Origin of the sequence: Brevundimonas sp. SL161 (genome assembly GCF_049896985.1) — a bacterium.
GTDB lineage: Bacteria > Pseudomonadota > Alphaproteobacteria > Caulobacterales > Caulobacteraceae > Brevundimonas.
In genome coordinates, this window is sequence record NZ_JAFCVJ010000009.1 from 1 (window position 1) to 14,506 (window position 14,506).

Here is a 14,506-nt window from a genome sequence, read left to right on the forward strand (position 1 = left end):
CGTGAAGGCCTATGTGAAGCGAGGCAAGACTGACGCCGCCGACGCCGAAGCCATCGCCGAGGCTGTTACCCGGCCGACCATGCGGTTTGTGGCTGTGAAGTCGAAGGCCCAGCAGGCGGCTCTTATGCTGCACAAGACCCGTGACCTGCTCGTCCGCCAGAGGACGATGCTGATCAACGCACTGCGAGGCCACCTCGGCGAGTACGGTATCGTCGCGCCTCAAGGGCATGCCGGAGTGCAGGTGGCCCTCAAGGCTTTGCGCGACGATGATCAGGGTCTGCCGGATCTGGCGCGCTCTGCTCTTGGAGGGCTTGCAGATCAGCTCGAGCAGCTTGGCGCGGAGATAGGCCGACTGGAGCGTCAGATTCTAGAGTGGCACAGACAGGACGAGACGAGCCGGCGATTGGCGACCATCCCCGGGATCGGGCCGATCACAGCCAGCGCCCTAGCCGCCAGTGCGCCGGATCCGAAGCTCTTCCGTTCGGGGAGACAGTTCGCAGCTTGGCTGGGTCTCACACCTCGAGCAAACAGCAGCGGCGGCAAGGAGCGCCGCCAAGGTGGCATCAGCAAGATGGGCGACGGCTATCTTCGCCGGCTTCTCGTCGTCGGCGCCACCGCCGTCTTGCGGATGGCCCGCCAGCGAGGACGCGGGGACTGGGTGGGCAATCTGCTCGAACGCAAAAAGCCCAAGGTCGCCGCCGTGGCCTTGGCCAACAAGACCGCTCGCATCGCCTGGACCCTGATGGCGCGACAGGAGGACTACAGGCCGATGACGGCATAGAGGGATCGGCCCGGTCCCTACACAGGATCGGCGCCGTAGACGAAAGAGTGATGAGACGTGATGACGAACCGGCCGCAGCCGGGGACAGGTGAAACCCAGGGGGTCAGAGCGCCTTGAGCGCGTTGACGTGATTAGGGAGCCCGTCCGCGGACTTCATCAAGGCCAGCAGCGCACGCAGCTGCACCAACAGGCCGAACACATGACTGCACTCGACCGAGCGCCAACGTCGTTTTTACTCTTGCGTCTGGGAGGTCGTCCACACATGACGTCCCTGATGACGACTGCTCCAGAAAAGCTGGTTAGGCGGAGGTCGTCCACACCATCACGTCACATCGGCCGGAAACCGATGGCGCTTGAACGAAATCGGCGTCACGAAATGTCATCCCCATCAGCGGCTTAGGCCGCCCCTACCGGAGACAAGTTCGCATTAAGATGACAGCACCCCGCTCAGTCGGAGCACTAGTCTCTGGTCGCCGAACTGCACGATGGAGACGACTTTTCCGGCGACGTCGGCGTGCCTAGTGCGCCTTCATCGATAGCACAAACTGGCTCTAACAGTCGACGCTGAGCCGCCCAACTCAGGGGGATTTCGGACTGAAGTTCGAGCCTCAAGATCGTCTCGAGACTCAGTTACGTTTCGGCACAGCCCGGTCCAACATCGGGGTTAAGGTCATCCGCATTCCGGAGACAATTTGTCGCTGGACGGATGGGGGTGGTGAGATCCCATGGGTCCGCGCTCAATCCGCGTGAAATCGCGCCGTTGAGAAATCGACACCCAGCGCAAAATTTTTGGGAGGGGATAGGCGGGTTTCTGCGTATTGCGAGTTCCAACGCCAACATCGCCGTGATTTGGGATTTTGCGCGCGCCAGTACCTTTGCACACGTTTTTCGACTGAACTCGAAAAAGCCACGTCCAACCCTGACGGTCCTCAACGGTGGTAATTTATTGCTTTAGAGCGGCCACTTCTGACAACTGTTAGCTAATTTTCCGCCATTTTGGCATTTCGGGAAGAACTTGTGACCCTTTAATATGTCTATACATGTCTTGACTCGACAGGGTGGGGGTCGGACTTTGTTCCGCACGGGGACGGCTATCGGGAGCCGAACCGACAGGGGGAACCACGATGAACCGTACGAGAAAGAGGCTCTTGTTCGCAGGTGCGGTCATCACCTCGACCCTGTGTGCTGGGACCGCCTCAGCCCAGGATGTGACGACCAGCGTCGATGAAGTCGTCGTCACCGGAACCCGCATCAAACGCGCGGACATCAGCGGCGTAGGTCCCGCCACGGTGATCACCGAAGAGCAGATCGCCAACACCGGGATCACCAATCTGGAAAACCTGCTGCAGCGCTTGCCCGCCTCGGCCGGGAACGCCGGGGGGCAGACCAACGCCTACTGGACAGGCAATGGCTACGGCACCGCCCAGGTCAATCTCCGCGGTCTAGGCATCAACCGGACACTCACGCTGATCAACGGTCGTCGTGTGGTCAATGGCGGCACCGGCGCCAACAGCGCCCCCGACTTGAACATGATCCCCACGGCGATCATCCAGCGCATTGACGTGCTCAAGGACGGCGCTTCCGCCATCTATGGCGCCGACGCCGTGACCGGCGTGGTCAACATCATCACAGCCAACGACTTCGAAGGCCTCAAGCTCTCCGGCAAATACGGCATTGCCGATGAAGGCGATGGCCAAGACTACACCCTGGACCTCCTCTGGGGGATCCACAGCGACAGGGGTCGCGTGGTCGCCGGCCTGTCTTATCAGCAAACCGAAGCGGTCAATCTGGCCGACCGCGCCGCCTGCGGTCTCGGCGAGGTCGGCGGACAGCTGGTGTGCGTTTCAAGCGCCTCGACAATCGGCGGGCGCGCCGTGCTGCCGAATGGCCAGCAGATCAACTTCAACCAGACGCAGGGAGGGAACGGAAATTTCTACGAGCCCTACAGCGCGGCCCGGCACAACTTCAACTCCAACCCCTATCTGAACGCCGTCTCGCCGATCGAACGCTTCAGTACGGCCTTCCTCGCCGACTACCGTCTGACCGACAACGTCACCCTGTTCGGGGAAGCCTTCTTCACACATCGCAAGTCCAACCAGGTGGCTTCGCCGGGAACGCTGCGCAACTTGGCGATCCTCTCAACCAACCCGACCAATCCGACGGGTCAGAACATCACCCTGATCCAGCGCCGCCTGCTGGAACCGGGACCGCGGCAGTTCTTCCAAGAGACAGACACCTACCGCTTCGTGGGCGGCGCACGGGGCGACTTCATGCGCGACTGGAGCTGGGAAGTCGCCGCCAATTGGGGACGTAGTTCCGGTGTCGACGGCAGCACCAACATCGCCAACCTTGAGCGAGTCCGCAACACCCTCAACACGGCGGTCTGCAGTCCCGCCGCCGGCGCGGCCATTCCCTGCGGCGACTACCTCGGTTTCGGCGACGTCAGTCCCCAGGTCCTCAACTATATCCTGTTCACATCCCGCGACACCGGCGGCAATGAACAGCGGAGCGTGACCGCCGACGTCACGGGAACGGTCCTTCAACTCCCCGCCGGTCCCCTCGCCGCAGCAGCCGGGCTCGTCTACCGCGAGGAGGAAGGCTATCGGAACCCGGACGCCCTGACGGTTCTTGGCATCGCCAACACCAACCAGCAGTCGCCTATCGCGGGCAGCGTCACCGCCAAGGAAGCCTATCTGGAGCTCTCGGCCCCGCTGCTCGCGGACCTGCCCTTCATTCGGCGGCTCGATCTCGACGCGGCGGTCCGCTACTCGGACTACAATTTGTTCGGCGACAACACGACCTACAAGCTCGGCCTCAACTGGACGGTCATCAATGACCTGCGGCTCCGGGCCACCTTCGGCACGGGCTTCCGGATCCCGAGTGTTCCGGAACTCTTCGGTGGTGTCGCCGAGGGCAATCTGACGACCTCCGATCCGTGCAGCCGCTATTACACCAGCACCAACGCCAACCTGGTCGCCAACTGTCGCGCCTCCGGCGTCCCGGCGAACTATGTCCAGTTGGGCAACTCGATCCTGACAACGGTAGGGGGAAATTCCGCTCTCCAGCCGGAAGCCACGGAAACCCTGACGCTCGGCTTGGTCTGGCAGCCGTCGCAGGTGTCCGGCCTGTCGATGACCGTCGATTATTTCGACATCAAGATCACCGATGCGATCCGCTCCATCCCGGGCTCGACGCGCTTGGCGGTCTGCTACGCCTCGGTCGGATTAAGCCACCCCTTCTGTGGTCCTACAAACTTCACCCGCAGCACCCTGACCGGGGAAGTCAACTATCTGTCGGCCCAGCCCTCCAACGCGGGCCAGGAGCGGATGACGGGCGTCGATATCGGTCTGCGTTACGCTTTCGATCTTTGGGACCGGCAGGTCAGCCTGGACTGGAACACGACGTATCTCGAGGAATACACGATTACGCCGTTTCAGGACGGGGCCCCGATCCAGTTCGCTGACCATATCGGCGGCGGCAACGGTGGCTATCCGCACTGGCGTTCCCTCGCCAGCGTAGCGGTGGCTGATGATCGCTGGACCGGCGCGTACTCGGTGCAAATGATCGGCGAGGCGACCGACTTCAACGCCGCCCCGACCGACATCGGCTACTCCGCGCCCAACGTCTTCTATCACAACGCGCAGTTCGCCTATCGCCTGGGAGAAAGCGCAGACATCGCCGTCGGCGTCGACAACCTCTTCGACAACAAGGCTCCGTTCATCAAGAGCTGGACCGACGGCAACACCGACACCATGACTTATGATCTCCTCGGTCGTCGTGGCTACGTCCGCCTGACCTACCGCTTCAACTAAGCCCTGCACCCGCCGGACGGCTTCGAGCCGCCTGGCGGGTGAGCTTCGCGCACCCGCTTATCGAGAGACCGCCATGCGATTGCCGGCCCTGGCCAGAACATCCCACAAGTGGCTCGGCCTTCTGCTGGCCATCCAGGCCGTGTTCTGGACGGCGGGCGGTCTTTATATGACCGCCGTCCACATCGACATCATTCATGGCGATCGGCTCGCGCGGTCGATCCCGGCCACGCCGCTGGACCTGTCGTCGCTGAAGGAGCCCGGCGCGGTCGCGGCTAGCGGGGCCGAGACCGTCAGGCTGGAGACCCAGTTGGGCCGACCGGTCTATGTCGTCGGCGGACCAGGCGGATCGCGCCTGGTCGACGCGCAAAGCGGCGCGCAACTGTCGCCGCTGGGCGAGGCAGCAGTTCGTGCACGCGCCACTGCCCATTTCGCCGAGCAGGGCAGGATCGTCAGCGCTGAACTCCTCAGAGAAGCACCCGGAGAACTGCGCGGTCGACCCGCGCCGCTCTGGCGGGTCCAGTTCGAAGGGGCGTGGAAACCATCCCTCTACATCTCGCCCCAGACGGGGGAACTGATGGCCCAGCGTCACGACCTGTGGCGGACGTTCGACTTCGTCTGGATGCTCCACGTCATGGATTATGAGACGCGGGACAATGTGAACAACATTCTGTTGCGCATCACGACCTGGATGGCCTTCGTCAGCTCCCTGACCGGCGCCTGGCTCCTTTTCTACAGTTTCCGTCGTCGGCGCCGTGCGCGTCCGGCCAAAGCGTGAGGCCGCTCCGATGTTCCTGATCCGCACGCTGCACAAATGGGTCGGCCTCATCCTGGGCCTGCAATTCATCCTCTGGAGCTTCAGCGGGGCGATGATGGCGCTGCTGGACAGCGACAAGGTCTCGGGCGCGACATCGGTGCGCGAACCGGCCGCCGTCGTGTTGCCCCGCCCTGTCCTGTCGCTGGCCCAGGTGGCTGAACGTATCGGCCAGCCCATAACCAGCCTTCGTCTAAAGCCGCTGGGATCCGTCTATGTCTATCAGGCGGCGACGCCTTCCGGCGTGCGGTTGATCGATGCGGTGACGGGCGTGCCCGTCACCATCGACGCCAGCCGCGCCTCGGGCCTGGCGTCGGCCGCCTTCAACGGCGCCGACCCTGTCGCCTCTGTTCGCAGGGTCACCGAAGGCGACGTCGAGACGCGAAAACTGCCCCTCCCACTTTGGCGTGTGGAGTTCGCCGATTCCGAGAGCACGACCCTGCTTCTGTCCGAGGCGACCGGCGAGGTTCTGGAACGACGGACCGACACCTGGCGGCTCTGGGATATCTTCTGGATGATCCACATCATGGATTACACCAAGCGCGAGAACTTCAACCACCCGCTCATCGTTACGGTCGGAACCGGTATCCTCTGGCTCGCGCTCAGCGGACTGATCCTGCTAATTCGTGCCTTCCGCCCATCGGACTTCAGCTATGTACTGGATCCTCTTGCACGGGCTCGCGCTGCGATCGCCGCGCGTCGTCCCTAGCGACGAGGGCATGACAGGTTAACTTTGCCAAGTCGAAAGCCCCCTGCCCCGCCGCCCTTCAGGCAACCGCAGCCGCCCATGCGGCATCAGCGTCGGCGCGGAAGCGGCGAAGTGTGGGTCTGCTGATCAAATGGCGTTGGACGTTGAAGGTGTTGTAGATCGCTGCGTGGGTGGTGAGGAATCTCTGGGCTGAGGCTTGGGATTTGAACCGCTGCTGCTGCCGCTCCCGTCGTCGGATCGGGAGGTGGGAGTTCTCCGCCCGATTGTTCTCCCGAAGCCGGCCCGGTCGATGGAGATGCCTCAAATCCAGTTGATCCAGAGCCGCGCCGTATGAGGCCAGGCCGTCGGTCGTGATCGTCTGGGGCTCGACCGGCTGGTTGTGAAGGAGCCGCCTGAGCAGCTTCAACGCAGCGCCCGTGTCCCGCCGGCGCTGGACCAGGACGTCGAGCACCTCGCCTTCATCATCGACGGCGCGCCACAGATACATTCGCTTGCCGCCGATCCAGCAAACCATCTCGTCCAGATGCCAGCGAGGCGATGGGACTGGCCGACGGCGCTTCAGCCGCCTCGCGATCAGCGGTCCAAACTTGATCGTCCAGCAGCGGATCGTCTCGTAGCTGACGTCGATCCCGCGTTGCGCCAGGAGTTCCTCGACGTCACGAAAGCTGAGGCTGAAGCGAAAGTAGAGCCAGACGGCATGGCGGATGACGTCCGCCGGGAACCGGTGGCGCTTGAACGAAATCGGCTTCACGAAACATCATCTCCAACAGTGGCTTAGACCGTCATAAGTGGAGACGTTTTAGCGTTGGACTGACAGCACCGGCGGCATGGCTCTCGCCAACGGGGCCGAGGCGGCGTGCCCATTCCTGTCGTTCTGCACGTGCACCGCTTCGGCAACGGGGGTCAGCTTCGGCAACTACGATCCACTGTCGCCGATCCCGAAAGACGCAGCCGGCACGGTCACCGTCAATTGCACGTTCGCGGAATTGGGCAGCGGCACGTATGACATCAGTCTCAGCCCGGGCATGACGGGAACCTATGCCACCAGAAAACTTACCAGGGCGCAGTCCAGCATCGACTACAACCTTTACACCACTGCGGCGCGCACCCAGGTCTGGGGCAATGGCACGGGCGGGACGCAGAGAGTGGTGGGGACCCTGTCCGGGCTCCTCTCGAACCAACAGACCTTCAGCATACACGGCCGCGTACCTCCCGGGCAGAACGTTTTGGACGGTGCCTACACCGACGTGATCGTGGTGACGGTCGCCTACTGAATTGGACGCAAAGCGGGCAGATGTCTGCCGACATTTCCGACCGTAGAGGGCGGAGGCATCAGGAGACCAGGTCAGCGGACGACATCAGGGCCAGCAGGCCAAGCCCTGCATCAACAGGCCGAATACCGACCGTAACCCACCAATCCCTACCTCAACGCCCTTGCCAATCGAGCGCCGTCCACAAAGGACAAGTTAGCGTTAGACTGACAGCACCGCCGCCTCTAAGCCCTGGCCTATTCAGACCAAGCGAGCCATCACGCGCCGTGGCGGGCAGATCTTCCCGCCACTGACCAACGCCGTCAGGCTGCTGAAGCCGTTTCAACCCGATGTTCCCACGGGATCTGACGCTCATCCAGAACGATCAGATTCGTGGCTTCGATCAGTACGCCCGGCGAGTGGTGGCCGATCAGGGATTTGACCGAGAGGGCCGCGTTCCGAACCAGAATGGAGGTCTCCTCGGACGAAAAATCAGTCATTCCGCGGGCGCGCTCGACACCCATTTCGTCATAGACATGGACGACGTCGCCCTTGGCATAGGAGCCGGTCATCGAGACGACGTCGTGGCGATCGATTCCGCGCTCGCCCCGCTCGACGGCATCGGCCGCTGTGTTCGAGATCACGATACTCCCCGCCGCCTGGAGGCGATTGGTCAGCCAGGCCGCCCAACTTGTCATGGGCTCGGCATGGGCGACGCAGGTTGTGCAGGGACGCTCGCCCTTCATGACCGAAGAGACCGGATTTTCGACCTCGCCATTGGCGATCAAGGTGTTGCAGCCCGCGTTCTGAGCCATGTTGGCCGCCTGCATCTTGGTCAGCATGCCGCCAGTGCCCAAGGCGCTGACCGAGCGGGTTACATCCAGATATTGCGCGACGTCGGTCACGGTCTCGATCAGCGTGGCGCCCGGTTCGGAGGGGTGGCGATCATAGAGGCCGTCGACGCTGGTCAGGATGACGAGATGCTGGGCCTGGACCATCTGGGCGACCTTGGCCGCCAGCCGATCGTTGTCGCCGACGCGGATCTCCTCGGTGGTGACTGTATCGTTCTCGTTGATGATGGGCAGGACATTGGCCGCAAGCAGACGATCGACCGTATTCTTGGTGTTCAGGAACCGGCGGTGATCCTCGAAATCACCCAAGGTGACCAGAATCTGGGCGACGTTGATCTCATACTGATGGCCGATATGGGTGTAGGCGTTCAGCAGCAATGGCATGCCACAGGCGGCCGCCGCCTGCTTGTCACGCAAGCCTGCCGTCTCGGGGGTGACGTCGATCATCCGCATCCCCAGCGCGACGGCGCCCGACGAACACAGCACAACCTCGTATCCCTCTTCGCGAAGCAAAGAGATATCTTCGATGATTCGCTGCATGAATCCCCAACGGGGCGTGAGGCGCTTTTCATCAGCAAGAAGGCTAGAGCCGACCTTGATAACTATACGTTTCTTTTTACTCATATTGTTCTCCACTATGATATTCGATGTCGGAAGATTTAATCTAAAATTATCACAAATTGCACACGACTTGACGTTTTTTCGTTTGCAGATTATGGTGGCATTATACCCATGTGGGCAGAAATGGCAAGTTTATGCCGTTTCGTATATTTCCATAGCTCATGCAGATTTTTGATCTGGAAGTTATTTGGATATTCTCGCCCCAATTTGCGTCTTGATTAGTTCTGAACACCATTAAATCAATAAAGGAGGCGCGGTTTGAAGATCGCTCTTGTCGGTTACGGAAAAATGGGAGAGGCGTTGCTATCCCAGTGGCAGGCGGCGTCGCCGAGCTCGTTCCCTGACTACCGATTTGTGGTGATCGATCCCGCCGCGCAGCCGACGCCGGAAGGCCAGGAGGGCCCGAAGGGGGCGCCGGTGTTCCTGAACGCCCCACCGCCAGCGTCCGACAGCGCCTTCGACCTGGTGATCCTGGCGGTGAAGCCCCAGGTTCTGGACGTCGTCGCCCCGCTCTACACCGAACGCCTCGCAGCCGGCGGCTTCGTCGCCTCGATCGCAGCCGGCAGTTCGATCGCCCGGCTGAAGTCCCTGACCGGCAATGCGCCGATCGTGCGGATCATGCCGAACCTCCCGGCCGCAATCGGCGCCGGGGCCAGCGGCCTCTGCGCCGACCCAACTACCGATGCTGCCCAGCGAGGTATGGTGGAGGCGCTTATGCGTGCGGTGGGCTCCGTCCTGTGGGTCGACGATGAGGATCAACTGGACCGCCTGACCGCCATCGCCGGGTCAGGGCCGGGCTATGTGTTCGAGATCGCGCGCACCTATACGGAGGCGGCGACCCAACTCGGGTTCAGCCCTGACGCCGCCAAACAGCTGGTGCTGGACACCCTGGCCGGGACGATCGAGATGGCGCGGCAATCGCAACTGTCGCTCGAAGACCTGCGCGAAAGCGTCACCAGCAAGGGCGGGACCACCGCCGCCGGCCTGGACGCGCTCAATGGCGAAGGCGAGCTCGACCGGCTGTTCCGGTCAACACTTTCTGCGGCCTACGCGCGCGCTGTCGCACTGCGCTGAGCCGCATCCCTGCAACCGATTAGAGGTATCCTGCTATGACCCTGACTGAACTGAAGACTGAAACACCCGCCTCCCCCGCAGATCACGTCGCCACCCTGGGCGCCGCCGCTCGCAAGGCCGCGCGCGCCCTGGCCGCAAGCTCGGCCGAAACCCGTGACCGCGCCATCCGCGCCTCGGCCGCCCGCCTGCGCGCTGCCATGGCCACGATCCTGAAGGCCAATGCCGGCGATGTCGCCGACGTCGTCGATCACAAGCCCGCCGCCTTCATCGATCGGCTGCGTCTGGACGAGGCGCGCGTCGCCGCCATGGCCCAGGCTCTGGACGAGATCGCCGACCTGCCCGACCCTCTGGGCCGCGAACTGGCGCACACGCGTCGCCCGAACGGCCTGGATATCCGCCGCGTTGCTGTGCCGATCGGCGTCATCGCGATGATCTTTGAATCTCGCCCCAACGTCGCCGCCGACGCCAGCGCGATCTGCATAAAGTCCGGCAACGCCATCATCCTGCGTGGCGGTTCCGACAGCAGCCGGTCCACGGCCGCTATCGTGGCCTGCATGCAGGCCGGTCTGGCCGATGCGGGCCTGCCCGAGGCCTGTGTCCAGACGGTTGGAACACCCGACCGCGCCGTCGTCGGCGAACTTCTGCGCGCTATCGATCATGTCGATCTGGCTATTCCCCGCGGCGGTCGCAGCCTGGTCGAACTGGTCCAGCGCGAAGCCCGCGTCCCGACCCTGCTTCATCTGGATGGCAACTGTCACAGCTACATCCATGCCGGGGCCGACGTCGCCCAGGCCATCGCCGTGATCGCCAACGCCAAGCTGCGCCGGACCGGCGTCTGTGGTGCGACCGAAAGCATCGTCATCGACCGCGCCATCGCGGCACAGGCCATCCCCGCCCTCGCCGACGCCATGCCGAACTGCGAACTGCGCGGTGATCCCGAGGCCTGCGCGATCCATGCGCGTCTGCTGCCTGCCCAGGCCAATGACTGGGATCTCGAATATCTGGATGCCATCGCTTCGGTTCGGATCGTGGACGATCTGGATGCTGCCATCGCCTTCGTGTCGGAACATTCTTCGGGCCATACAGACGCGATCATGACCCGCGACGCCGACGCCGCGAACCGCTTCCTGCTCGAGATCGACAGCGCGGTCGTGATGCACAACGCCTCGACACAATTCTCGGACGGCGGCGAGTTCGGCATGGGCGCAGAGATCGGCATCGCCACCGGCAAGATCCACGCTCGCGGCCCGGTCGGCGTCGAACAGCTGACCAGCTTCAAATACCTTGTGCGCGGCGACGGCCAGACCCGCGCCTGATCGCGCGCCAACCGCCAAGCCTTGAAGCCGAGCCTGCTCGAACTAGCCCCGAAAGATCTTGATGAACTTCGAAACCCTGGTGTCCCTAGGCGCCTATTTCGCTCTGATGCTCGGCATCGGCGTCTATGCCTGGCGCAAGTCGACCAGCAACGTCTCCGAGTTCATGCTCGGCGGGCGTCAGCTGTCGCCGGCTGTGGCCGCGCTGTCGGCTGGCGCCTCGGATATGAGCGGCTGGATGCTGATGGGTCTGCCCGGAGCCATCTATCTCTCTGGCTTCAGCGCCGCCTGGATCGCCGTCGGTCTGTTGATCGGGGCCTGGGCCAACTACCTGCTCGTGGCGCCCCGGTTGCGGGTCTACACCGAGCTGGCCGGAGACGCCGTCACCATCCCCGACTTCCTGGAAAAGCGTTTTGACGACAAGACCCGGCGCATCCGCGTTCTGGCCTCCCTCGTGATCGTCATCTTCTTCACCCTCTACACCTCCGCCGGACTGGTCGCGGGCGGCAAGCTGTTTGAGGCGTCCCTGGGCCTCGACTACACCCTGGGCCTGTTCGTGACGGCCGGCGTCGTGATCGCCTACACCCTGTTCGGTGGCTTCCTGGCGGTTAGCCTGACCGACTTCGTCCAGGGCTGCATCATGTTCGCTGCGTTGGTGCTGGTCCCCATCGTCACCATTGCGACCCTGGGCGGCTGGTCCTCAACCGAGGCGACCGTGGTCGCGGCTCATCCGGATTATCTGTCGTGGTTCTCCGGCGTCACTATACTTGGGCTGATCTCCAGCCTGGCCTGGGGCCTGGGCTATTTCGGCCAGCCGCACATCATCGTCCGCTTCATGGCCGTGCGCTCGGTCCGCGACATGCCGACGATGCGGCGGATCGGCATGTCGTGGATGGCTGTGACCGTGATCGGTTCAGTGCTGTGCGGCTTCGCCGGCCTCGCCTACGTCACCCGCACGGGCCTGACCCTGAACGACCCGGAGACGATCTTCATCGTCCTGTCTCAGACCCTGTTCCACCCCTATGTCGCGGGCTTCCTGCTGGCCGCTATCCTGGCGGCGATCATGAGCACGATCTCCTCCCAGTTGCTGGTGTCATCCAGCTCCCTGACCGAGGATTTCTACAAGACCTTCTTCCGTCGCGAGGCGAGCCAGAGCGAACTCGTGCTGGTCGGACGGCTAGCCACGCTGGCGGTCGCCGTGGTCGCCATGGGCCTCGCGCTCGATCGGTCCAGCAGCATCCTGTCGCTGGTCGGTAATGCCTGGGCCGGCTTCGGAGCCGCCTTCGGCCCGGTCATCCTGCTTAGCCTGCACTGGAAACGCATGACGGCCAGCGCCGCCCTGGCTGGCATCGTCGCTGGCGCGGCGACGGTGCTGGTGTGGCTCTACGCCCCCTTCACCATCGGCGGCGTCGCTCCGTCCCAAGCGATCTACGAGATCGTCCCGGGTTTCATCGTCAGTGGCCTTGTCGCACTTCTGGTCGCCCGTTTCGGCAAGAGCGCTCCGCCCGAGGTGGCCGCCACCTTCGACGAAATGCTCGCGGCCGACGGACTCGGCCGTTCGGGAAAGGGCGCTGCCAGAGAAACTCCCGTCAGTTGAGAAGCCCCTACCCGGGGACTCGATCAGTCAACGGCGGCCGACCAAGCGGCATCGGCTTCAGCGCGGAATCGCCGGAGCGTGGGTGGTGAGGGATCTCTGGGCTGAGTCTCGAGATTTGAACCGCTCCTGCTGTCGCGCTCGCCGCCGGATAGGCAGGTCGGAGTTCTCGATCCGATTGTTCTCCCGAAGTCGGCCCGGTCGATGCACGTGTCTCAGATCCAACTGATCCAGTGCGGCGCCGTAGGACCCCAGGCTGGCGGTCGTGACCGTCCGCGGCCCGATCGGCTGGTTTTGAAGGAGGTTGCCAGCGTGGGGACGGCGGGCCCCGCCGCTTCTTCAATCGCCTCGCGATCAACGTGCCGAACTTGACCGTCCAGCAGCGGATCGTCTCATAGCTGACGTCGATCCCGAGTTGGTTCACCAGCCCCAGGCGTCCATCATCACCCGGAACAGGTGGGTGTTGGGGAAATATCCCCGGACCCGCTCGGCGCCCACCCCGATCGCCAGCACAGGAACCTCCTCGGCCGTATGCGTCCGGTTCACCAGCACATTCTCCAGTCGAACAAGGTCGGCCCCGTCATCCGAGGTCTTCCAGGCATCGTAGCCTTCCAGCAGAGGTTCACCCCGGCGACCCCCATCAACCTGGAGACCGAAGCTGTGGTCCGCGGTGAACACCAGCAGGGTGTCGCTGAGATCGACCCGCGCCTGGACCTCGGCGATCAGCCGGTCGAAATCAACGACGTTCTGAAGACCCGCGCGCGCATCGTCGGTGTGGGCGTCCCATTCGACCGTCAGGAAATAGCCGCGGGGGGATTGTTGCAGGATGTCCAGGGCCCGGAGCGTGGCGGCGTGGACGTCCATCGCGTCACTGACCACCACCGGCCGCATGTTCCCGGCCGGTACGTCACCGAGCGTCGCATAGATTGGTCGGGCGTGAGTCTGGCTGAGCGCATCGAAGCTCGTGCCCAAAGCGGCCAGCTGCTCGCCGACTTGCTGACGGCCCGCGCCGACCATGACATCGACGCCGTCGCCGAACCTCGGCGTGAAGGCCTGGACGAAAATCGGGCCCCAGTTTCCGCGATCGTTCGAATGGGCGTAGTTGGCCGCCGGCGTGGCGTCGGCAATGGACTGGGTCGTGATGACGCCGGTCCACAGGCCGTTTTCCTCCGCATATTCCAGCAGGGTCTTGGTCGGGGCGCCGTCGCTTTGCCCTCTCACCGCGTCAGGGCCCTGGCTGATGACGCCGTTGCGGGTCTTCACTCCCGTTACGATCGACGACATGCCGTTCGCCGAGTCCGAGACGAAATCATCGACCGGTGAAGTCTCGCTCAGGCCGAGGTGCGGCCATTGCTGAACATTCAGACGGAGAGGCTCGCCATAGCCATGCAGGCTGGCGGCAGAGATCGTCGGCACGCCGGCCGCATCTGCGAGGAACAGGATGATGTTCCTCGCCCTGGCCGGCTGCGTCGCCTCTGTAGCGATCGCGGGGTTGTCCTGCGCCATCACAGACGCGGGGGTCAGTACGAGCGCGGCGGCGACGGCCAGGAAGGTCGGATAGCGGACGCGTTTCATGTTTGCGGTTCCAGGCGTGAAGGGGATCGATCTCCGACCACGGCGTTGGGCCGGGGCGAGGGCGCTTCGTCAACGGACGGACTACCGCCCGGGCGTGACAGTTTGGGCAGTCGCT

General features: G+C 63.4%; 12 protein-coding genes. 8 read left to right on the plus strand and 4 right to left on the minus strand.

Features of this window, described 5'->3' with window-relative positions; all coding sequences use genetic code 11:
• The 4 genes from ACP7AU_RS08340 to ACP7AU_RS08355 form a co-directional block, all read left to right on the plus strand.
• On the plus strand, positions 1–781 hold a 781-nt coding region (locus tag ACP7AU_RS08340; protein ID WP_426051103.1), incomplete at its 5' end, for an IS110 family transposase.
• A 1,124-nt stretch (positions 782–1,905) separates the two neighbouring features.
• Complete coding sequence (locus ACP7AU_RS08345; protein ID WP_426051104.1) at positions 1,906–4,593, plus strand: TonB-dependent receptor domain-containing protein; 2,688 nt, start codon at positions 1,906–1,908, stop codon at positions 4,591–4,593.
• Between the two features lie 73 nt (positions 4,594–4,666).
• Complete coding sequence (locus ACP7AU_RS08350; RefSeq protein ID WP_426051105.1) at positions 4,667–5,368, plus strand: hypothetical protein; 702 nt, start codon at positions 4,667–4,669, stop codon at positions 5,366–5,368.
• Between the two features lie 10 nt (positions 5,369–5,378).
• Positions 5,379–6,113, plus strand: coding sequence for a PepSY domain-containing protein (locus ACP7AU_RS08355; protein ID WP_426051106.1), 735 nt, complete (start codon positions 5,379–5,381; stop codon positions 6,111–6,113).
• A gap of 58 nt (positions 6,114–6,171) precedes the next feature.
• Here ACP7AU_RS08355 and ACP7AU_RS08360 read toward each other — a convergent pair whose 3' ends face one another.
• Positions 6,172–6,864, minus strand: a complete 693-nt coding sequence (locus tag ACP7AU_RS08360) for an IS6 family transposase (protein ID WP_426051107.1) — start codon at positions 6,862–6,864, stop codon at positions 6,172–6,174.
• A 76-nt stretch (positions 6,865–6,940) separates the two neighbouring features.
• Between ACP7AU_RS08360 and ACP7AU_RS08365 the strand changes: the two genes are divergently transcribed.
• Positions 6,941–7,387: a Csu type fimbrial protein gene (locus ACP7AU_RS08365; RefSeq protein ID WP_426051108.1), complete on the plus strand. Its 447-nt coding sequence runs from the start codon at positions 6,941–6,943 to the stop codon at positions 7,385–7,387.
• 299 nt (positions 7,388–7,686) lie between these two features.
• Here ACP7AU_RS08365 and proB read toward each other — a convergent pair whose 3' ends face one another.
• Entirely contained in the window at positions 7,687–8,838 is a 1,152-nt protein-coding gene (gene proB, locus ACP7AU_RS08370; RefSeq protein WP_426039344.1) for a glutamate 5-kinase, read from the minus strand.
• Positions 8,839–9,093: 255 nt separating this feature from the next.
• Between proB and proC the strand changes: the two genes are divergently transcribed.
• The 3 genes from proC to putP all read left to right on the plus strand — a co-directional run bounded on the left by proC (position 9,094) and on the right by putP (position 12,819).
• On the plus strand, positions 9,094–9,909 hold the full coding sequence (gene proC / locus ACP7AU_RS08375) for a pyrroline-5-carboxylate reductase (RefSeq protein ID WP_426051109.1): 816 nt from the start codon (positions 9,094–9,096) through the stop codon (positions 9,907–9,909).
• A gap of 35 nt (positions 9,910–9,944) precedes the next feature.
• Positions 9,945–11,225, plus strand: coding sequence for a glutamate-5-semialdehyde dehydrogenase (locus tag ACP7AU_RS08380; RefSeq protein ID WP_426051110.1), 1,281 nt, complete (start codon positions 9,945–9,947; stop codon positions 11,223–11,225).
• Positions 11,226–11,286: 61 nt separating this feature from the next.
• Complete coding sequence (gene putP / locus ACP7AU_RS08385) at positions 11,287–12,819, plus strand: sodium/proline symporter PutP (RefSeq protein WP_426039341.1); 1,533 nt, start codon at positions 11,287–11,289, stop codon at positions 12,817–12,819.
• Between the two features lie 57 nt (positions 12,820–12,876).
• Here the strand turns inward: putP and ACP7AU_RS08390 are convergent, their stop codons facing one another.
• The gene (locus tag ACP7AU_RS08390) at positions 12,877–13,101 is read right to left on the minus strand and encodes a DDE-type integrase/transposase/recombinase (protein ID WP_426051174.1); all 225 of its coding nucleotides are present in this window, start codon (positions 13,099–13,101) and stop codon (positions 12,877–12,879) included.
• A gap of 135 nt (positions 13,102–13,236) precedes the next feature.
• On the minus strand, positions 13,237–14,391 hold the full coding sequence (locus ACP7AU_RS08395) for an alkaline phosphatase (protein ID WP_426051111.1): 1,155 nt from the start codon (positions 14,389–14,391) through the stop codon (positions 13,237–13,239).
• Positions 14,392–14,506: the final 115 nt, after the last annotated feature.